Origin of the sequence: Bacillus sp. OK048 (genome assembly GCF_900103525.1) — a bacterium.
Taxonomy (GTDB): Bacteria; Bacillota; Bacilli; order Bacillales; family Cytobacillaceae; genus Neobacillus.
In genome coordinates this window covers 72,888-92,562 of record NZ_FNHN01000003.1, presented here as the reverse complement: position 1 = coordinate 92,562, position 19,675 = coordinate 72,888, and the positions used below count along the sequence as shown (strand labels likewise).

The following is a 19,675-nucleotide window of genomic DNA, read 5'->3' as shown; positions in this document are numbered from 1 at the left end:
TCATGATGAGTAAGCCGATTTTTATAAGAAACGCTTCTCAGCTCGTGACATTACAGGGGAGTTCACATGCCCCCCTCGTAAAAGAAGCGATGTCAGAGCTTGGAATAATTGAGAATGGCAGTGTTTGGGTCGAGAACGGAGTTATTTTTGATGTAGGAAAAGATGATGAGCTTTTTGAAAAATATAAAGATCGTCTGGATGAAGCAGAGATGGTGGATGCGAGTGGAAGACTTGTAACACCAGGACTTGTCGATCCACATACCCATCTGGTTTTTGCTGGTAGCAGGGAAAATGAGTTTAATATGAGACTTCAAGGGGCTACCTACATGGAAATTATGAATAGTGGCGGGGGAATTCATGCCACGACAAGACGGACAAAGGGAGCCTCACATGAAGCGCTTTTTCAAGAAAGCTTTGAACGCTTAAATCAATTCCTCCTCCATGGAGTGACAACGGTCGAAGCGAAAAGCGGCTATGGAATGGAGTGGGAAACGGAGCTTAAACAGCTTGAAGTTGCAAATTTACTAAATGAAAAGCATGCCATCGATGTCGTTCCTACCTTTATGGGTGCTCACGCCGTCCCAAAAGAATATAAAGAGAACCCTGATGAATTTGTGGAATTACTTATAACTGAAATGATCCCAAAGGTGGCAAAATTGGGATTGGCAGAATTCAATGATGTTTTTTGTGAGCATGGTGTTTTTACCCCAGAGCAATCAAAGCGGATTTTGGAAGCAGGCAGAAATCACGGGCTGATGCCGAAAATTCATGCAGATGAAATCGAACCATATGAAGGGGCAGAACTTGCCGCCGAGATTGGAGCGATTTCTGCAGATCACTTATTAAGGGCATCTGAAAAAGGGATGAAAGCGATGGCGGAAAAAGGTGTGGTCGGCGTGCTGCTACCGGGGACAGCTTACTTTTTAATGGCGGAATCTGCAAATGGCAGGAAAATGATAGATTTAGGTGTGCCGATTGCATTGTCCACCGACTGTAATCCTGGCTCATCTCCAACTGTTTCCTTGCCATTTATTATGAATCTTGGCTGTTTGAAAATGGGAATGACACCTGCAGAGGTGATTACTGCTGCGACGATTAATGCCGCACATGCGATCAATCGCGGGCAAGAAATAGGCAGTTTAGAGGTTGGGAAAAAAGCTGACATTACGATGTTTAGTGTTGATAATTATATGAAGCTTCAATACTCTTACGGGGTGAATCACACACATACTGTTATGAAAGATGGAAGAGTGGTTGTCAGGGGAGGTCAATTAATTGAAGAGCTTTCTCTATCCAAAAATTAATCCTCCTAGCTTTACTTGGGTAAGACCTGAAAGTGATAAAGTGGATAAGGTCCATGAATGGATTCAGCCGATTACTGCTCTAACGGACCCTGAAAGAAGCAAGGACACCGAGGTTGTGATCCTCGGTGTTCCTTTGTCGCGTTCATCGATAAGCGCTTCAGGCGCGTCAGAATTTCCTGAATCATTCAGACGTTCTTGGAAGAACTTTGCCACCTATAATCTCGATGATGATGTCGACCTTTCAGAATTAACTGCACTAGATGCCGGGGACGTCCCGATGCATGTAACGAATATTCAAAAATGTCATCAAAACATTATCGATGCTGCAGCTGCTGTTCAACAGCATTTTTCGAATCCCACGGTGTGTGGGATCGGTGGAGACCACTCAATCACTGCCATGATGGTCAAAGGAATGCATTTAGAGAATCCTGATGAAAAAATTGGTATTTTGCAATTTGATACCCATTTTGATTTACGGGACATGTCAGATAATGGTCCATCCAATGGGACACCCATGCGTAATTTAATTGAGAGCGGTGTGGTAGAGGGCATCAATATGTACAACATCGGTCTGCATGGATTTTATAATACGAAGGATTTAAAACTATATGCAGATGAAAATGGAGTCAATTATTTCACACTCCGTGCTGCTAGAAAAAAGGGGATAGAAGAAACCGTTCAGCAATGCTTAGAGGAGTTATCTTCGAAGGTGGATATCATTTATTTAACTGTAGATATGGATGTGTTAGACATTGCTTTTGCTCCAGGGGTACCGGCTTCAACGCCGGGAGGCATGACAACAGAAGAATTGCTAGAAGGGGTACTAGCAGCAGGTCGACATCCAAAAGTAAAAGCAATGGACATCGTCTGCTTAGATCCACTAAGAGACACAAAAGACCAGCCAACAGTCAAACTCGGAACACACGTATTCCTAACCTTCCTAACAGGAGTCATGCTCCGATAAAGTGCTAGCAACTAGATAGCGAATTGATAGATATGGTGACAGGCACCACTAAAATACAAATGTCCACCTGGGGGTGGACATTTTCTTGTGCGAAGTATGAAAATCAGAGTAGAATGGATTTTTTTATATTTCTTGGGAAAGCGCAGGAACAGACATTTTCGGTGTTTTAATGTCAATATATGTTGTCGATTAATGTTAAAATAAATGATCTCTACACCGAATTTGAGTGTCTTTCTTAGGCTCAATAAAGAGTGAGAAAGAAGACAGAGGCAGTATTCTTTCAGAGTGTTCCCCATAAATGATAATATAACAGCAGAACTTATTTATTAATGAAGAGTAACAACAGACAAAAGGAGAGGGAAATAAATGGCTCAAGGTGTCATCGTCTATACCACAAACGACTGTATTGAGTGCACAATGGTTAAAAAAGTCCTTACTGAGGAAGGGATAGCTTTTGAGGTGAGAAATATTTCAACCAACGCAGACTATCAAACAGAAGTCGAGAAGTACGGCTTTCTAGGCGTCCCGGTAACGGTGTTAGGAAATAAAGCTGTAAAAGGTTTTACAAATGAACTAAAGGAAATAATGGAAATAGCAAAAAGGAGCTAATATTGGTTAGCTCTTTTCGTATTTTTAAAAACCTGCCAATTTTTTTGCATAAAGCATATTGGTTTTTAGAATTTCATAGTAAAGATCGGGATCGCCTGCTATTAATGCAATTTCGTGTGTTGGATGGCGGTGGTCAATTTCAGAAATCCAGATATCACCTAATTCTCCAATCGTCATATCTACGGCCGCATTGGCAAAATGTACCCCCATGCTCTCGATTTCTTTGAGAGTGTCAATGGCAATATGGATTAATTCCTGATAGGTCAAGGAAGCAAGCAAATGACTTTGCTGCAAAAATTCTTTTACCATTTCTTTTTGAAATTTGACCAAAGGCTGCAATGTACCGGAATTGTTTCCAGATTGTTCACCCCTTGTAAACAACCCCATAGCCTGCCACTGTCCAAGATGGTCCTTAACCGTAATAATTCGTATCGTAATGGTTCGGTAACCAGTTACTTCAATGGTTTCCTGAATCAAGTGTTCTCCCTCTTTAAAATAATTACTAAAGATAGAATAGACTTGATCTCTATTATTAAATTTATAATGATTGGTTTCCATTGTCCTTAGATTTGTGGTAACCAGAGAGTTGGAGTCATTTAAGATTACATTTATTGCTGACCGATGGGCACTGTTTAGTGGTTTAACTGTTAAATTTTGGAATTTTTTTAAAAAGTAATACAGATCTTGAGGTGAACCATAGAGACTGGTTTCAGGCAGGTAACACTTTACCCCAATAGAACTACTTAACTTCTTGTTGATAGACCATCTATTGAGAAAGAAGTCGTTAAAAACTACATTGCCTATAACTTTTTTGAAATGTTGAATCCAAGCTGAGCTTACAGTAGAAGTCATCACAAAGATAGAAGATGGATATGGGTAGGTTCCTTCTTCCCATTGTTTAGATCGAGGATTATAAAGAAATCCTTTTACTGTATGATTGATTTTATCAACATGATCAAGAGAAAAAACAAGGATAGCCCCCTTTATCTCCCGGTAATGAATGATATAATCCCGAAGTTGATCAAGATTTTTCTTGATTGAGCTGAGATAATAACCAGCTAATAAACCAATGAAGGGACCAATTTGTAATTCGTTGCCATTCTGCTTGATTTCAAGCTGACAGTGCTGAGGAATATTCAGCATGTCCAAAATATCTAGAGATAGGCTTGCCCCATTTGCTGGCAGTTCATTGGAAATGTCTATAGTGGTTTGAAAGGTTTTTGCTCCAAATCTGATAAGCCTGCTAGTTGTGTGTGTAATTCCAATTGATTCTGCTAGTTTGGGATGTAGTGTCATTCTTCCTTTGGAACTGGTGTTACTCAATAGCAGAATAACATTTTCCATTTTAATTCCCCCTAACCATTAATGCTGGATATGTTATTATATGTAGCAGTAATCAATGTTGTTTGAAAAATGGGGGGGATTCTTACAAATTGGACAAGTGAACTATTATTATCCTGAAAAATGAATTAACTAAATCATTTCTCTTTTTCATCATTCATATTATCTTCATTTTTTTCCTCGGGAACCCCATTTAATTGATTGATTTCCTTCGCCAATTCATCTAAAAAAACATTAGATATCAAAGGTCTTTTCTTTTTAGACATTAATTTCTCCAATCTTTTATTACTATAAATTTTTGATTTACATTTGAGAAACACAGGAGTATGATAATCACAGTTTCATATTTCTAAATCGCTGAGACCAATTGGTGCGGGGGAACCATTCATATGGATAGTATATCCAAGGGGTGAATCCTTTAATTAGGTAGGGCTACTCAATGGCCCGAATCCGACAGCTAACCTCGTAAGCGTTAATGAGAAGGAAGGTGGAGCTTGTTGACAGCGCATATATGTCTACAGGTCTATTAAACTTTGACTTGTAGGCATTTTTTTGTGCATTTAAACGCAAGTTAGTAATGAAAATTAGTTAACATTCATAGTTACTTGGGAGTGGGAAAAGTGGTTTCTTCAGTCAAAAGATTTTTAATTGGCAGACCCTTAAAGTCAACTGAATTAGGCGAACAAAAACTAAATAAAACAAAAGCCTTGGCGATTCTTTCTTCTGACGCTCTATCATCCGTCGCGTATGGCCCGGAGCAAATCTTGATCGTATTAATGACGGTTGGAGCGGCTGCATTTTGGTATTCTGTGCCAATTGCTATCGGAGTTTTAATCTTGTTAATGGCGTTAATATTATCGTATCGACAAATTATCTTTGCTTATCCTCATGGGGGTGGAGCTTATGTAGTTTCGAAGGAAAATTTGGGTATGAATTATGGGCTTATATCAGGCGGCTCCTTACTCGTAGACTATATCTTAACTGTAGCGGTAAGTGTTTCAGCCGGAACCGATGCGTTAACATCAGCGTTTCCAGCGCTACATGAACATAATGTGGTGATAGCCATTATTTTTGTCTTATTAATCACAACCTTAAACTTAAGAGGAGTTACAGAGTCTGCTTCTATTTTAGCATATCCTGTTTATTTATTCGTCCTTGCTCTATTCATCTTAATCGGCGTAGGAATTTTCAACATCTTGACCGGGCAGGTTCCTAACGATTTGCATACACCTGTAGGTACACCTATCGCAGGGATATCACTTTTTCTTCTTTTACGGGCATTTGCATCTGGAAGTTCAGCGCTAACAGGAATAGAAGCAATTTCCAATGCCATTCCTAATTTTAAAAACCCTGCCCCAAATAACGCTGCTAAAACATTAGGTGCAATGGGGGGGTTACTAGCAATATTATTTTCTGGAATTGTCCTATTAGCTTATTATTATGGGATTGCCCCAAATGAAAAGGTAACGGTCGTTTCACAAATAGCAGAGCATACATTCGGGCGGAATTTTATGTACTTCTTTATCCAAGGTACTACCGCATTAATTTTAATTCTCGCTGCTAATACGGGGTATACTGCGTTTCCTTTACTGGCAGTAAATCTCGCTAACGATAAATTTATCCCGAGAATGTTTAAGATTAGAGGAGATCGGCTTGGATATTCTAATGGAATCATTACGCTTGGATTGTCTTCGATTCTGTTAATTGTATTTTTTAATGGTCAAACGGAGCATTTAATCCCGCTATATGCTGTGGGTGTATTTATTCCCTTTACCTTGTCACAGACAGGGATGATGGTAAAGTGGCTTCGCGAAAAGCCACAGGGCTGGATCTTAAAGCTATTCATCAATACCATGGGGGCAGTTATTTGTTTTTTGGTAACCAGCATGTTCTTTTTAACAAAGTTCGCCCAAGTGTGGCCAGTAATAATATTTTTACCAATCATTGTGTTTGCTTTTTACCGAATTCGAAAACATTATGATGCAGTGGGTGAGCAACTAAGATTAAATTCTGACGAAACTCCAGTTCCTATTGAAGGAAACATCATTATTGTTCCAGTAGCAGGGATGACGCATGTGGTAGAAAATACACTAAATTACGCTAAATCTCTTGGGGCAGATCAAATATTAGCTGTCTATGTTTCGTTTGAGCGCGATGATGTGAAGGCGTTTGAAGGAAAATGGAAACAATGGCAGCCGGAGATAAGACTAGTTACCCTCTATTCCAATTATCGAAGTATCATCCAGCCTTTAACTAAATTTGTGGATACGATTCAGCATAAAGCGAGTGAAGCGAATTATAGGGTTACGGTAATTATCCCGCAATTTATTCCTAAAAAGGGGTGGCATAACATCCTTCATAATCAATCCAGTTTGTTAATAAAAGCGTACTTGTTATATAAAAGAGACGTAATTATCACTACCGTTCCCTATCATTTGAAGAAATAATAAATGAGCAGCTCCATAAGGGAGCTGCTCAATTTTGATTGTTATCAAAATTCCTAAATATACAGCCTGGTACTTCAAACGTCCGACCATTTGCACGTAAAGAAATCGAGCAGATTGCATCACCGATTATGGTCCCTTGGAGAAAATGAATGTTTGAAAGAGTGACAATGTCATTAAAGATAACACCTGATGCTTCACCTTGTGCAGATACAATCAATCCGATCCCGCCACCTGAAACAGGTTCATAGATTGGTATCCCGGGAACAACGGATCTAAAAACAAAACTATTGCTTGGATTCGCATGATCACCATAGAGAATAGAAATAGAACAGTTTTTGGCAGAACATTGATTTTCACAAATACGTGCGGACACAGTAATCATACCGCTGGATGGAAACCGGTCAATTAAGGTATCGACTGGTATAGCAGCAGCGGATACAACAGCACGACAATTACAACTTCGCATAAAGCACCTCTCAAGAAGAATTAATAATTATATATATGAAAGAGATTGTCTCGTGGATTGGACAAGCGAGAAATAATTAGTCTAGTTTTTTATAAGTTTGAATAGTTTGAATTAAAGATTCTAAACATGGGAAAATAGAGGCTAGAGGTGATGAATGAATGAATAATTTAAAGTTTCAATTTGATTTACATACACATCATGATCGGTGCGGGCACGCAAGGGGAAGTATACGGGATTATATTGAAGCAGCTATTGGAAAAGGTTTATCAATCATCGGAATTTCGGACCATACTCCTTACTTTTCAAATAGAGAAGATCATCCTTATCCACATCTAGCGATGGCGACAGGCAAGTTTCCTGAATATATAGCAGAAGTCCTGCAGTTAAAACAAGAGTATTCTGGAAAAATCGAAGTTCTTTTAGGAATTGAGGCGGATTTCTTTCCAGAGGATGTAAAAAAATATCGCCGACAATTTGATCAATATCCCTTCGATTATATTATTGGCTCCGTTCATCACGTGGATGGGGTTAGTATTTTTAATAAAACACGTTGGGATGGACTTAGCTCCGAGGAAAAGGTTCGAACAAAAGAATTGTATTATTCATTAATTGAACAATCCGCTCGTAGCGGTTTATTTCAAATATTAGGGCATATAGATGCAATGAAGGGCTACTATCCAGAATTTTCAGCTATCCAAACTCAAATAGTTGAGCAGACCTTAAAGGTCATAGCGCAATGCGATAGTGTCATCGAAATTAACACCTCTGGTAAAACGAAATATGTAGGGGGCTGGTATCCAGCTGATGACATCTTAGAAAAAGCACTCTTTCATGGAGTTAAAGTAACCTACGGCTCTGATGCACATGACCCACACCGAGTAGGAGATGAATTCGAAATAGTCCAAAACCGTCTCAAAGAAATAGGCTTCAAAAAATGGTATTACTTTAAAGCGAAAAAGAGATATGCAGTCAATTTATGAATTAATGCATAAATGGTGACAGGCACCGAAAAAGGCACAAAAAAATGTAATGGAGAGTTCTCCATTACATTTTTTTGTTAAATGCCAAACTACTTGAAAAAACTACTAGTTTCGTAGTAAAAGTGGTTTTCTATTTTGTTTAGTTTTAAAATACATGAGTAGGAAAATAAATGCACTTCCTATTCTCATGAGAGAGTTTAGTTCCATTGAATTTTGAATACCCAGTCCTTCCAACATCAGGATGCCAATCTGCGGTGCAATGAAGGCAACAAATGATAGCAGGACATTATAAGTCGTGATACAATACGTTCTCGTTTCGGTTGGTGATTGCTCCAATAAAAGGTTGAACAATAAAAGTACAACGCCGGAAACAAAAAATCCAGATAGTCCATTTATGATTGTTAAATAGTAAAGATTGGTAGATAGTACCGTTAGGAATGGTACAAGTGCCATTCCAAGGGCAGCCCAAACAAGCATTAGCGTATTTGATTTTTGCTCTGCCCACTTTTTCCACAATGGGAATGTGAAAATTTGCACCAACTGATTAGCCACCGAAAAAATACTAATCCAAAGAATGGTTGCTTCCACAATTCTGACATTATAAATATTGAATATTCCCCATGTCATCTGCCATGTGAAATTAAAACATAAAGCAGCAATTAAAAACCATTTGTACTTATGATCTTGAAAAATCGACCAGTTCATCGACGATTTTTTCATACTAGAGCTAGCTTGGGTTTTCTCTTTATGTTTCATTAAGAAAAACACTTCTCCTAAACCAAAAAGGAAGGCTGTAAAAAATAACCACTGGTAGGCACTTGCATTGGTTGTTTGGTTTTTCATAATAATCCCGATGACAAGAGTTGAAATCATTCCGGCAATGGTCAATAACCGGTTTCGATCACTAAAAAAAGCACCCCTTCGGTCGTCACGAATCATTCCGCTAATCAGTGTTTGCCAGCCTATGTTTGAAACAGTTGCCGGTACATTCATAAGTGCGATGATGATTAAAAATGCCCATGCTTGATAAGGTGTGGATAGGTAGACAACACCTATCAGCAGCAAAAATAACAGGCGAGCTCCTACAACAGCCATTGCGACTGTTATTTTCTGTGTCTCTAACCGATTTAACAAAATTGCAGCAGGGATTGTCATTAACAGCGCAATTAAAGGGGGAAGCGAAGTGATCAAGCCAACTTGATAATTGGTCGCCCCAAGAATTGAGATCGCAAAGATGGGATAAAAATTCCCTGCTAGGTTGATAGCAATGGTCGAAACCATGCCGTGATAAATACTTATTTTTTCATTATATGAGCGCACAAATTTTCACCAGTTTCTCTTGTAATCAATGACGATACTATTATACTACGGTTTCCGAAATTTCTATATAATCCTTTTTAATATTATTTGAACAACTGATTCGGTTCTCGAAATATTTTTCTATATATTTAAGCTAAAATAAAGTATAATAAGGTTTTGTCTTTATATGTCGGTTTTCAAGGAGAAATGTATGAATCAGACTTTTACAGTGAAAGAAAAGACAAAACAAATTTTTGTCATGTTAATTCCTATCTTAATTACGCAGCTCGGAATGTTTTCAATGGTGTTTTTTAATACGATTATGTCCGGTAAATACAATTCCTCGGATCTTGCCGCAGTGGCAATTGGTTCTTCAATCTGGAACCCGATATTTACAGGGATTAGCGGAATACTGCTTGCAGTTTCACCTATTGCAGCTCAACGCTTTGGGGAGAAGCGGGGCAGTGAGGTAGCATCCGTTGTTCGGCATGGACTTTATCTTTCCTTTATACTTGTTTTAGTGGTGATTGTTTTAGGAATTTTCTTACTAGATCCAATCTTAGATAAGATGAATCTCCCGAAAGATGTTCACAAAACAGCTTTTGACTATTTGGTTGGTTTAAGCTTTGGGATTCTTCCACTTTTTATTTTTAACGTGTTAAGATCGTTCGTCTATGCATTAGGAAAGACGCGTGTCGTGATGTATATCCTGCTTCTGTCTTTACCAATAAATTTATTTTTGAACTTTGTGTTGATCTTTGGCCGCTGGGGTTTCCCGGAGCTGGGCGGGGCAGGTGCTGGTTACGCCACTTCTGTCACTTATTGGGTGATTACGGGAATGACAATATTCCTTGTTAAAACGCAAGAACCTTTTTCTGTTTTTTTTGTTTTTGAGAACCTGAAAGCTTTCTCATTGGCAGAATGTAAGGAAATTTTGAAAATTGGTGTACCAATGGGACTTTCATCCTTTTTTGAAACAAGTATGTTTGCAGTTGTGACAATCCTCTTAAGTAAATTTAGTGTAACAACGATTGCTGCCTATCAGTCAGCATTAAACATTGTTTCATTTCTATATATGATACCGATTAGCATATCCATGGCACTGACGGTTCTGGTTGGTTATGAAGTAGGAGCTCGCAGGTACCAGGATGCCAAAAGCTATAGCTGGCTGGGAATCTATCTGGCTATTCTGACCGCCAGCATCACTGGAGTGTTAGTAGTTCTTTTTCGTTACCAAGTGGCTGGAGTTTACTCGAATGAAGTGGAAGTCATCAACTTAATCGCACACTTTTTAATCTTTGCGTTATTCTTCCAAATTAGCGATGCCATTCAAGTCACAGCACAGGCAGCATTAAGAGGCTATAAAGATGTAAATCTTGCATTTGTCATGACCTTAATTGCGTACTGGTTCATTTGTCTGCCAGTAGGATATGGGCTGGCAAACTATACGAGCCTGGGTGCAACAGGGTATTGGCTCGGACTTACCGCTGGTTTATTAGCAGCTGGAATTGCTCTATCGTGGAGACTCATCTACATCCAAAAACGAAAATTCATAGACACACAAAAATTAGCGGTTTAAAATGAAATAACAATCCACTGTCCACTCCAGGTGGACAGTGTCCACGAGCGGTGACAGGCACCAAAAAAAGGCACCGAAAAATGTAAATATGAATTTTTTGTGCATAAATGGAATTTTCAGTTAAAATGGAGAAATGATGTTTGAAAAGGGAAATGGTTTGCTAAATTGAGTAGATTTAGATGGGTTTTGAGGAAAAAATAAATGTCGAAGCATGTATTCATAGGGAAATAGGATTGATGTTGGAAAATAATCATTTATTATACGTTCGAAATAATGCTCTGTCAATATAGGCTGCCAATTACTAATTAGTAAGAAAATAAAAGAAAAAATTATTTAAGGATAATAGATTTACATTATATCTTCTAGTAAAATATACTGTTTTTAAGGAGGGATATTGTGGAAAAAAAGAGGATATATGGATAAAAAGTATTACCCTCGGGTAATGATCTTGGCGGAAAGATACCCAAGGGCAAGGCAAGTTGAGTATATCAACTTTATGTTAGTATACTCTTATTCTTAGAAAAATCAATAACTTATAGTAGAAAAGAGGTAATTGATTAATGGAAGTAAGAGGTCAGTATTTAATTAACGAAAAGACTGTCATGATGACTAATGAGTACAGTAATAGGGAAGAAGTATGGACGAAAGTAATCGAAGGAGAAGAAACCTTCCTTGTCAAAAAAGCTCCAACGGATGTAATCGTGGAATCCTTATTGCATGTAGGTTCAAACTTTCTAGGAGCAACACGCAGTTTAAAATACCTGTATTCTCCAATGAGAATTCGCCCAATTAGTGTGGACCCGCAAAAGGGGATATTACTTTTTCCAACAAAGAATGTGAAACGTCTTAGCTGTATTTGGTTCTCGCTTATTCACGTAAAAAATACCAAACCAGTTGGGGGAAGTAAAACAGAAGTATCAACGAGTTTTGGTCATACAATATTATTAGATATGAATGAAAGTTGCTTTATTACTAGATGGAATAAAGCCTTAGAGCTTAAAGCAAGAATTTCCAAACATTTAAAATGCCCAATACATTTCTATGTTGAGCCAATCCAGGACTTTTATATTAGTAAAAGTTCAAACGGGAATAACTACACACTTTAAAAAACGTCATAAATGTAGATACATATATTTATTTAATCAGCGTCTGGACGGAATAACGTCCGTGGCGCTTTTTTTATTTGTCGGGAAACAATATAAATTAATTAATTTTTCGAAATTTTTATATTTTATATTTACATAAAACCTATTGGTATGGTAGGATTAATTCCAACCATTACAAATTACTTTTCAAATGTGGCTGTAGGTCTGATCCAATGAAAGCCTGGCAACCTGCATTGCAAGGTGCAAATTTCAGCAAGATGATCATCATTTTGGAAAAAAGGCGTTAAACGGTCTTGGAATGCCTTTCCAACATGGGAAGGTTTTTTTATAAATATTAGGGGGATTTTGTCATGACTATACCGATAACTTATGAAAATTGGAGTCAAATATCCGATGCTTTCCCGATTGAGGATAAAACAAAAGGAGCACAATCAGTGTTGGAGTGGGCTTATCGCACATATTCAGAAAACCAAATCGTGTATGCATCCAGTTTTGGAGCTGAAGCAATTGTGTTAATTGACCTCATCCAGCAGGTAAAGCCAGATGCGCATATCGTTTTCTTAGATACAGGCTTACACTTTTCGGAAACTTATGAGGTAATTAACAAAATCGAAGCACGCTTTCCTACGTTAAAAATTGAGAGAAAGTTGCCCAAATTGACCCTTGACGAACAGCGTGAACAGTATGGATCAGCACTTTGGAAAAGAGAGCCTAATCAATGCTGCAATATCCGAAAAGTAATTCCACTTAGGGAAACGTTAACTTCTAAACAAGCATGGATTTCAGGGCTTCGACGAGAGCAATCACCGACAAGAGCAAACACGGAATTCCTTAATAAAGATGATAAATTCCAAAATATTAAAATCTGTCCACTTATTCATTGGACGTGGGACGAAATTTGGGGCTATATCAAAGAAAAAAATCTCCCGTATAATACCTTACACGATCAAAATTACCCAAGTATAGGCTGTTTTCCTTGTACACAGCCGGTAGATGGGAATGGTGATTCACGATCAGGAAGATGGACTGGAAGTGGTAAAACTGAATGTGGCTTGCACACATCCTAAAAGGGGGCTAATCGGTTGCTCACAGTCATAGCAATTGGTATAGGATTATTTTTTGCCATCAATATTGGTGCGAGTGGTGCGGCAGCGTCAATGGGGATTTCTTATGGAGCAGGAGTGGTCAAAAAAAGGCTGGCATTATTACTATGCAGTGTTGCAGTGTTTTTTGGTGCATGGCTTGGCGGCGGTGAAGTCGTGAAAACAATCGGCAGCGGAATTGTTCCGAACAGCACCTTTACCGTACCGATTGCACTTATTGTTTTAGCTTCTGCTGCACTATCTTTATTCTTAGCCAATATATTTGGGATACCACTATCCACTAGTGAAGTAGCCGTCGGCTCTGTGGTAGGTGCAGGAATTGTTTATCAATCCGTTTTTGTCACTAATTTGGCATGGATTATGCTATTTTGGCTGCTTACCCCTTTTGCAGCGTTTGTGATTGCCATCTTTGCTGCTAAATTTTTAAAAAATAAAAAGATTAAATGCTTGATGGAGGCTCCGAAAGCAGTACCTTTCCTTTCCGTTCTTGTCGTTTTTATGGGACTGTTTGAGGCTTTTTCAGCAGGGATGAACAATGTGGCCAATGCAGTTGGGCCGCTTGTAGGAGCCGATATCCTCTCTACGGGTGACGGTATCTTCTGGGGCGGACTATGTGTGGCATTAGGAGCGCTTGTGTTAGGGCATCGTGTTCTTGAAACAAACGGAAAGAAAATAACAGCTCTTCGTTTAGAAGAGGGCTGTGTTATCTCTGGAACAGGAGCGGCTATTGTCACGGTAGCTTCGATATTTGGAATTCCTGTACCACTGACACAAATTACAACGTCATCCATTATTGGTATTGGTTTTGCCAAGCACGGCAAGTCGGTTTTAAAGAAAGGGATTGTCGTGCAACTGCTAACCGTCTGGATTGTGTCACCAGTCCTGTCGATGGTGCTATCCTATACACTTATCCAATTATTGATTGAGCATAATTTCTATCCGATCGTCGCGATGGCAGGTGTCTTGATTTCTGTATTCGGTGTGATGTCATTGATGAAAAAATCAAATCAACCGGTAGTAGAGGCTGTAAAAAAATAGAAATTACTTTACGCAGGCTGCAAGCTGTAATTGAAAAGAAAAATGATTTTTGAACATAAAAAGAAAATTACATGAAGAAAGGTTTGATTCTGTTGTCATTTTTACCAACACCTCATGGAGGTAAACTAATCCAAGCATTTGATCCAAACTATGATGTTACAGCTATCGTAAAAGAAATTGAAATCGACGCAATTGCCTTGAGTGACCTAGAGCTAATCGGGGTTGGGTTATTTAGTCCGCTAACTGGTTTCCTTGGAAAAGATGATTATGAGAATGTAGTAGAGAATATGCGTCTTATAGACAATACCATATGGTCGATCCCTGTAACCCTTCCTGTTTCCCATGAAACAGCAGCAACTCTTGCAGTTGGCGAAAAAATGAAGCTTGTTTTTAACAATGATGTATATGGGGTTATTAAAGTTTCGGAATGGTATGAACCAAATTTAGACAAAGAAGCGGTGGAGGTCTATAAAACGCTTGAAACGGCACATCCAGGAGTTAAGCGTCTGTATGAAAGAGGTCCTGTCTATGTTGCGGGAGATGTAATACTCGTTCAAAAACCAGAAAAGGGAGTCTTCAGCGATGTGTGGTTCGAGCCGAAGGAAACACGTGCATTGTTCGAAGAGAAGGGCTGGAAGACAGTAGTAGGCTTCCAAACGAGAAATCCCATTCACCGTGCCCATGAGTATATTCAAAAAGCTGCACTTGAAACTGTAGATGGATTGTTCGTCAATCCGCTTGTTGGCGAAACAAAGTCTGATGACATTCCAGCGGACGTCCGTTTAAAAAGCTATCGTGTTTTGTTAGAAAACTACTATCCTACTGAACGTGTACAGCTTGGCGTCTATCCTGCAGCTATGCGTTATGCCGGTCCAAGAGAAGCGATTTTTCATGCGATTGCCCGTAAAAACTTTGGATGCACTCATTTCATTGTTGGTCGTGACCATGCCGGTGTAGGTAATTATTACGGTACGTATGACGCCCAATTGATTTTCAGTGAATTCCCTGAAGGGGAGCTTGGCATTAAACCATTATTCTTTGAACATAGCTTCTATTGCACGAAATGTGAAGGCATGGCATCTGATAAAACATGCCCACATAGCAATGAAGATCGAGTGATTCTATCTGGAACAAAAGTAAGAGAACTACTGCGTGCAGGTCAGCTACCACCATCGACATTCAGCCGTAAAGAGGTTGTCGAAGTGCTGATTGAAGGAATGAAAGAAGAAAAGGCAACGGTCTAAGGAGGAGAAACTTTTGACGAAAGCAACGAATATCACATGGCATGCTAGTACTGTTACAAAATCAGACCGTCATCGTCAAAATGGTCATGGAAGCTGTGTACTTTGGTTTACCGGCCTTTCAGGTTCTGGAAAATCGACGATTGCGAATGCTGTATCAAGCGAATTGTACCGTCAGGGCATCAATGAATATGTCTTAGACGGCGATAATATCCGTCATGGACTAAATCGCGATCTTGGTTTTTCTGACCATGATCGGACCGAAAATATTCGGAGAATAGGTGAAGTAGCAAAATTGTTTGTCGATAGCGGCGCAGTCGTGACCACTGCTTTCATTTCTCCATTTCGGTCTGATCGAGGCCAAGTCCGGGCGATTTTTGAAGAGGGAGAGTTTATTGAAGTTTTTGTGGACTGTCCAATTGAAGAGTGTGAAAAGCGAGATCCAAAGCAGCTTTATGCCAAGGCACGCCGTGGGGAAATAAAGGACTTTACTGGGATTGATTCCCCGTATGAAGCACCAGAAAGTCCAGAAATTATAGTCCGTTCTGATTTGTTAACCGTGGAAGAAGCGGTGAATCAAATTTTTAGTTACCTTCGTGAAAAGAACATTCTCTAACTTGAATCGGTAAGAAAGGATGGTTGATCAATGGTTGGCAAGGTTTATTTAGTAGGTGCGGGTCCTGGAGATCCAGATTTAATTACGGTAAAAGGATTGCGCTGCCTGCAGCAAGCTGATGTCATCCTCTATGATCGGCTGGTAAATCCTGAACTTTTGGAGAATGCGAAAGAGGGAGCGCAACTTGTCTATTGCGGCAAGCTTCCACATTATCATACAATGAAGCAGGAGACGATTAACCATTTCTTAGTGAAATATGCAAAAAAGGGTTATCAAGTAGTCCGTTTAAAAGGTGGAGATCCCTTTGTTTTCGGACGTGGAGGTGAAGAGGCAGAGGAATGTGGAAGGCATAATGTCCCGTTTGAAATCGTTCCAGGCATCACCGCTGGAATAGCCGCGGCTGCTTATGCTGGAATTCCCGTAACCCATCGGTCACTAAGTAAAAGCTTCGCATTTATCACCGGACATCAGGCCGGTGATGTTGAAGCGGAACATCAATGGTCCCATTTGGCAAACGGGGTTGATACAATTTGTGTTTACATGGGAGTATCACATCTATCTACGATTACGAAGCACTTAATCCTTAATGGGAAATCTCCACAGACACCAATCGCTCTAATTCATTGGGGAACATTAAGTGATCAGAGGACAGTAATAGGAACACTTGAAAATATTGATGATGTTGTGAAAAAAGAACAGATAACGAATCCAAGTATGATTGTCATTGGTGAGGTAGTCAGGTTACACGAAAGATTAAATTGGTTTCAAGAAGAAATTGTACCAAATATACCAGTCGCCAACCGGTAATTTCAGAAGGGAGCACATTGGATGAAAGCAATTCTTTATATCGGCCATGGTACTCGCTCTAGAAAAGGAGCGGTCGAGATAGGAGCCTTTATCGATAGGGTAAAGACGCGTATGGATGTACCGATTCAGGAACTTTGTTTCCTTGAATTGACAGAGCCGCTGATTGAAGAAGGATTTGATAGGTGTGTTGAACAAGGAGCAACTGAGATTGATGTTGTTCCACTGTTTCTCTTGGCAGCAGGACACATAAAACGGGATATCCCCGAGGCATTATCCCCCTTGATGGCCAAATATCCTACTATTCCAGTTAAAATAAAGAATCCATTTGGTGTCCAGGAAGTCATATTGGATGCCGTGGCAGAATTAATTAGGGATTCTGCAGGTGAAGTATTCCCCGATGATCGGTTATTGATTGTTGGTGTAGGAAGCAGCGACCCAGATATTCATGTGCATTTCGGAAGAATTGCAAGTGGAATTGGTGAGCGGCTAGAAGTGGAAATGGTATCTGTCTGTTATTTTGCTGCAACAGAACCAAGGCTAAGTGAGGGGCTTGAAACGATAGCTGAAGGAGCAGTCGGCAGGGTAATCGTCGTTCCTTATATGCTATTTTCTGGACTGCTATTAGCACAATTAAACAAAATTGTTCGCTCCCGCCAAAAAGAGGGGCAAAAAATCCTCTGTACTTCCCAATTAAGCATTCATCCTGTTATTGAGGATATCGTCATTGAACGGGCAATTGGTGAGTAGTGTTTTAATAGACTGGAGTGACCGAAATCCGAAATGAAATGGATTTTGGGTCAAAGCAGGGGTGCCCGAGAGCCAGCTAAAAAAATCATCTAGGTAACTATAAAGAGGCCACAATTTACTAGGATTCATTAATAAATAGAACATCCTCTAAAAAATACTTGTTTCATAGGTTTATATTCCATAGCGAGGTGGATAATGTTGCAACTTCAGGTAATAAACAGTCCGTTTAATCAGGAGCAGGCGGAACTCCTAAATCGTCTTTTACCTACTTTTACAGAATCACAAAAAGTATGGTTAAGTGGGTATCTTGCTGGTGCTGCTTCGCCATTAGCTTCCGTTCTAGGAACTCCTAGCCAGCAGGCAGCACCGAAAGGAACGACATCAAAAGAAGTAACCATTCTTTACGGTTCACAGACCGGAAATGCTCAGGGGCTTGCAAAAAAGGCGAGCAAGACGCTTGAAGGAAAAGGGTTCCAAGTAACTGTTTCTTCCATGAATGATTTTAAACCAAATAATCTAAAAAAAGTTAATAATCTACTTATTTTAGTAAGTACACACGGAGAAGGCGATCCACCGGATAATGCTCTTACATTTCATGAATTTGTGCACAGTAAACGTGCTCCAAAGCTTAATGAACTTAACTTTTCTGTCCTCTCACTTGGAGATAGCTCCTATGAGTTTTTCTGTCAAACGGGAAAAGAATTTGATGCTCGCTTCGAGGAACTTGGGGGTACACGATTGTATCCACGTTTTGACTGTGACCTAGATTATGATGAACCGGCAGCGGAATGGCTCGCAGGTGTAATTAGCAGCCTAGGTGAAGCAAAGGCTGGTGATTCAGCACTAACTCAGGTAGCTAACACTCAAATAGTTGAGACTACGTATTCTAGAACCAATCCGTTCAAAGCAGAAGTTCTTGAAAATATGAACTTGAATGGCCGAGGCTCGAATAAAGAAACGAGACATCTAGAATTGTCGCTAGAAGGGTCTGGACTTAGCTTTCAGCCAGGTGACAGCCTTGGAATCTATCCTGAAAATGATCATACACTCGTTGATTTGCTTCTTGAGGAATTGGAATGGAATCCAAAAGAAAGCGTGACGATTAATAAACAGGGTGAGGTTCGTGTGCTAAGAGACGCGCTTATCACGTACTATGAAATTACCACTTTATCAAAACCGCTACTAGAAAAAATATCTAATCTGTCAGAAAATGATGGACTAAAAGAACTTATAAATAATGGTGAGAAATTAAAGTCATATCTTGAGGGCCGGGATTTACTCGATGTAGTTCGTGAATTTGGACCATGGAATAGCTCTCCACAAGAGTTTGTTTCGTTACTTAGAAAAATACCAGCACGTTTATACTCGATTGCCAGCAGCTTAACGGCGAATCCAGATGAAGTCCATTTAACAATTGGTGCTGTTCGGTACCATGCACATGGTCGTGACCGAAAAGGTGTCTGCTCTATTTTTGCTGCAGATCATTTACAATCTGGCGACAGCGTACCCATTTACATCCAACATAACGAAAACTTTAAGCTCCCAGCTAACCCTGAAACACCTATCATCATGGTTGGTCCAGGAACTGGAGTAGCGCCATTTCGCTCGTTTATGCAAGAGCGTGAGGAACAGGGTGCCGAAGGAAAATCATGGATGTTCTTTGGAGACCAGCACTTTGTGACTGATTTCTTGTACCAAACAGAATGGCAAAAATGGCTTAAAAACGGTGTGTTAACAAAAATGGATGTTGCATTTTCCCGTGACACTGCTGAAAAAGTCTATGTACAGCACCGCATGCTTGAACAGAGCAAGGAATTATTTGCGTGGCTAGAAGAAGGTGCTCACCTTTACATTTGCGGTGATGAGAAACATATGGCACATGACGTTCATCAAACACTTATTCAAATTATTGAAACAGAAGGCAGCATGAGCCGTGAAGACGCAGAAGCTTACCTTACAGACATGCTGCAGCAAAAACGATACCAACGCGACGTATATTGATACTGTTGATACAGTAGTGGAAGGAGT

General features: G+C 39.6%; 18 protein-coding genes and 1 riboswitch. Of the genes, 14 read left to right on the top strand and 4 right to left on the bottom strand.

The features are described 5' to 3' along the window. Positions 1–5 precede the first annotated feature (5 nt). The 3 genes from hutI (at position 6) to BLR86_RS06745 (ending at position 2,877) form a co-directional block, all read left to right on the top strand. Positions 6–1,304, top strand: a complete 1,299-nt coding sequence (gene hutI / locus BLR86_RS06755; RefSeq protein ID WP_090759627.1) for an imidazolonepropionase — start codon at positions 6–8, stop codon at positions 1,302–1,304. Beyond that, entirely contained in the window at positions 1,276–2,268 is a 993-nt protein-coding gene (locus tag BLR86_RS06750) for an agmatinase family protein (protein ID WP_090759625.1), read from the top strand. The genes hutI and BLR86_RS06750 overlap by 29 nt, the downstream gene beginning before the upstream one ends. A gap of 366 nt (positions 2,269–2,634) precedes the next feature. Next, positions 2,635–2,877, top strand: a complete 243-nt coding sequence (locus BLR86_RS06745) for a glutaredoxin family protein (RefSeq protein ID WP_090759623.1) — start codon at positions 2,635–2,637, stop codon at positions 2,875–2,877. Positions 2,878–2,901: 24 nt separating this feature from the next. Here the strand turns inward: BLR86_RS06745 and BLR86_RS06740 are convergent, their stop codons facing one another. Both BLR86_RS06740 and BLR86_RS25620 read right to left on the bottom strand, forming a co-directional pair. Then, positions 2,902–4,221, bottom strand: a complete 1,320-nt coding sequence (locus tag BLR86_RS06740) for a YheC/YheD family protein (protein WP_090759621.1) — start codon at positions 4,219–4,221, stop codon at positions 2,902–2,904. A 134-nt stretch (positions 4,222–4,355) separates the two neighbouring features. Continuing rightward, positions 4,356–4,484, bottom strand: a complete 129-nt coding sequence (locus BLR86_RS25620) for a hypothetical protein (RefSeq protein WP_139185578.1) — start codon at positions 4,482–4,484, stop codon at positions 4,356–4,358. A gap of 79 nt (positions 4,485–4,563) precedes the next feature. Next, a riboswitch (cyclic di-AMP (ydaO/yuaA leader) is annotated at positions 4,564–4,705 on the top strand. A gap of 133 nt (positions 4,706–4,838) precedes the next feature. Between BLR86_RS25620 and BLR86_RS06735 the strand changes: the two genes are divergently transcribed. Next, positions 4,839–6,665, top strand: a complete 1,827-nt coding sequence (locus BLR86_RS06735) for an APC family permease (RefSeq protein ID WP_090759618.1) — start codon at positions 4,839–4,841, stop codon at positions 6,663–6,665. Positions 6,666–6,693: 28 nt separating this feature from the next. On the opposite strand, the gene BLR86_RS06730 is transcribed toward BLR86_RS06735, so the two are convergent. After that, on the bottom strand, positions 6,694–7,131 hold the full coding sequence (locus tag BLR86_RS06730) for a hypothetical protein (protein WP_090759616.1): 438 nt from the start codon (positions 7,129–7,131) through the stop codon (positions 6,694–6,696). 158 nt (positions 7,132–7,289) lie between these two features. Here BLR86_RS06730 and BLR86_RS06725 point away from each other — a divergent pair, with 158 nt between their 5' ends. Continuing rightward, positions 7,290–8,111, top strand: coding sequence for a histidinol-phosphatase (locus BLR86_RS06725; protein WP_090759615.1), 822 nt, complete (start codon positions 7,290–7,292; stop codon positions 8,109–8,111). 105 nt (positions 8,112–8,216) lie between these two features. Here BLR86_RS06725 and BLR86_RS06720 read toward each other — a convergent pair whose 3' ends face one another. After that, on the bottom strand, positions 8,217–9,431 hold the full coding sequence (locus BLR86_RS06720; RefSeq protein WP_090759614.1) for an MFS transporter: 1,215 nt from the start codon (positions 9,429–9,431) through the stop codon (positions 8,217–8,219). A gap of 190 nt (positions 9,432–9,621) precedes the next feature. Here BLR86_RS06720 and BLR86_RS06715 point away from each other — a divergent pair, with 190 nt between their 5' ends. The 9 genes from BLR86_RS06715 (at position 9,622) to BLR86_RS06675 (ending at position 19,648) form a co-directional block, all read left to right on the top strand. Beyond that, a complete protein-coding gene (locus BLR86_RS06715) occupies positions 9,622–10,989 on the top strand; it encodes an MATE family efflux transporter (RefSeq protein WP_090759612.1) in 1,368 nt (455 codons plus the stop codon). Positions 10,990–11,549: 560 nt separating this feature from the next. Continuing rightward, positions 11,550–12,095 (top strand): competence protein ComK, encoded by a 546-nt coding sequence (locus BLR86_RS06710; protein WP_090759610.1) that lies wholly within the window; start codon positions 11,550–11,552, stop codon positions 12,093–12,095. Between the two features lie 350 nt (positions 12,096–12,445). Further along, positions 12,446–13,162, top strand: a complete 717-nt coding sequence (locus BLR86_RS06705; protein ID WP_090759609.1) for a phosphoadenylyl-sulfate reductase — start codon at positions 12,446–12,448, stop codon at positions 13,160–13,162. Positions 13,163–13,177: 15 nt separating this feature from the next. Then, entirely contained in the window at positions 13,178–14,236 is a 1,059-nt protein-coding gene (locus BLR86_RS06700) for an inorganic phosphate transporter (protein WP_090759607.1), read from the top strand. 71 nt (positions 14,237–14,307) lie between these two features. Next, positions 14,308–15,480, top strand: coding sequence for a sulfate adenylyltransferase (sat, locus tag BLR86_RS06695; protein ID WP_090759605.1), 1,173 nt, complete (start codon positions 14,308–14,310; stop codon positions 15,478–15,480). Between the two features lie 13 nt (positions 15,481–15,493). Continuing rightward, positions 15,494–16,093: an adenylyl-sulfate kinase gene (cysC, locus tag BLR86_RS06690; RefSeq protein WP_090759603.1), complete on the top strand. Its 600-nt coding sequence runs from the start codon at positions 15,494–15,496 to the stop codon at positions 16,091–16,093. A gap of 30 nt (positions 16,094–16,123) precedes the next feature. Next, a complete protein-coding gene (cobA, locus tag BLR86_RS06685) occupies positions 16,124–16,900 on the top strand; it encodes a uroporphyrinogen-III C-methyltransferase (protein ID WP_090759602.1) in 777 nt (258 codons plus the stop codon). Between the two features lie 21 nt (positions 16,901–16,921). Then, complete coding sequence (locus BLR86_RS06680; RefSeq protein WP_090759600.1) at positions 16,922–17,647, top strand: sirohydrochlorin chelatase; 726 nt, start codon at positions 16,922–16,924, stop codon at positions 17,645–17,647. Positions 17,648–17,845: 198 nt separating this feature from the next. Then, a complete protein-coding gene (locus BLR86_RS06675) occupies positions 17,846–19,648 on the top strand; it encodes an assimilatory sulfite reductase (NADPH) flavoprotein subunit (protein WP_090759598.1) in 1,803 nt (600 codons plus the stop codon). Positions 19,649–19,675 lie beyond the last annotated feature (27 nt).

Excerpts from the sequence above, each read along its gene's own strand:
- hutI (WP_090759627.1), top strand. The coding sequence starts at position 6 with ATGAGTAAGCCGATTTTTATAAGAAACGCTTCTCAGCTCGTGACATTA.
- BLR86_RS06745 (WP_090759623.1), top strand. The coding sequence starts at position 2,635 with ATGGCTCAAGGTGTCATCGTCTATACCACAAACGACTGTATTGAGTGC.
- BLR86_RS06740 (WP_090759621.1), bottom strand. The coding sequence starts at position 4,221 with ATGGAAAATGTTATTCTGCTATTGAGTAACACCAGTTCCAAAGGAAGA.
- BLR86_RS25620 (WP_139185578.1), bottom strand. The coding sequence starts at position 4,484 with ATGTCTAAAAAGAAAAGACCTTTGATATCTAATGTTTTTTTAGATGAA.
- BLR86_RS06730 (WP_090759616.1), bottom strand. The coding sequence starts at position 7,131 with ATGCGAAGTTGTAATTGTCGTGCTGTTGTATCCGCTGCTGCTATACCA.
- BLR86_RS06725 (WP_090759615.1), top strand. The coding sequence starts at position 7,290 with ATGAATAATTTAAAGTTTCAATTTGATTTACATACACATCATGATCGG.
- BLR86_RS06715 (WP_090759612.1), top strand. The coding sequence starts at position 9,622 with ATGAATCAGACTTTTACAGTGAAAGAAAAGACAAAACAAATTTTTGTC.
- BLR86_RS06710 (WP_090759610.1), top strand. The coding sequence starts at position 11,550 with ATGGAAGTAAGAGGTCAGTATTTAATTAACGAAAAGACTGTCATGATG.
- BLR86_RS06705 (WP_090759609.1), top strand. The coding sequence starts at position 12,446 with ATGACTATACCGATAACTTATGAAAATTGGAGTCAAATATCCGATGCT.
- sat (WP_090759605.1), top strand. The coding sequence starts at position 14,308 with ATGAAGAAAGGTTTGATTCTGTTGTCATTTTTACCAACACCTCATGGA.
- cobA (WP_090759602.1), top strand. The coding sequence starts at position 16,124 with ATGGTTGGCAAGGTTTATTTAGTAGGTGCGGGTCCTGGAGATCCAGAT.
- BLR86_RS06680 (WP_090759600.1), top strand. The coding sequence starts at position 16,922 with ATGAAAGCAATTCTTTATATCGGCCATGGTACTCGCTCTAGAAAAGGA.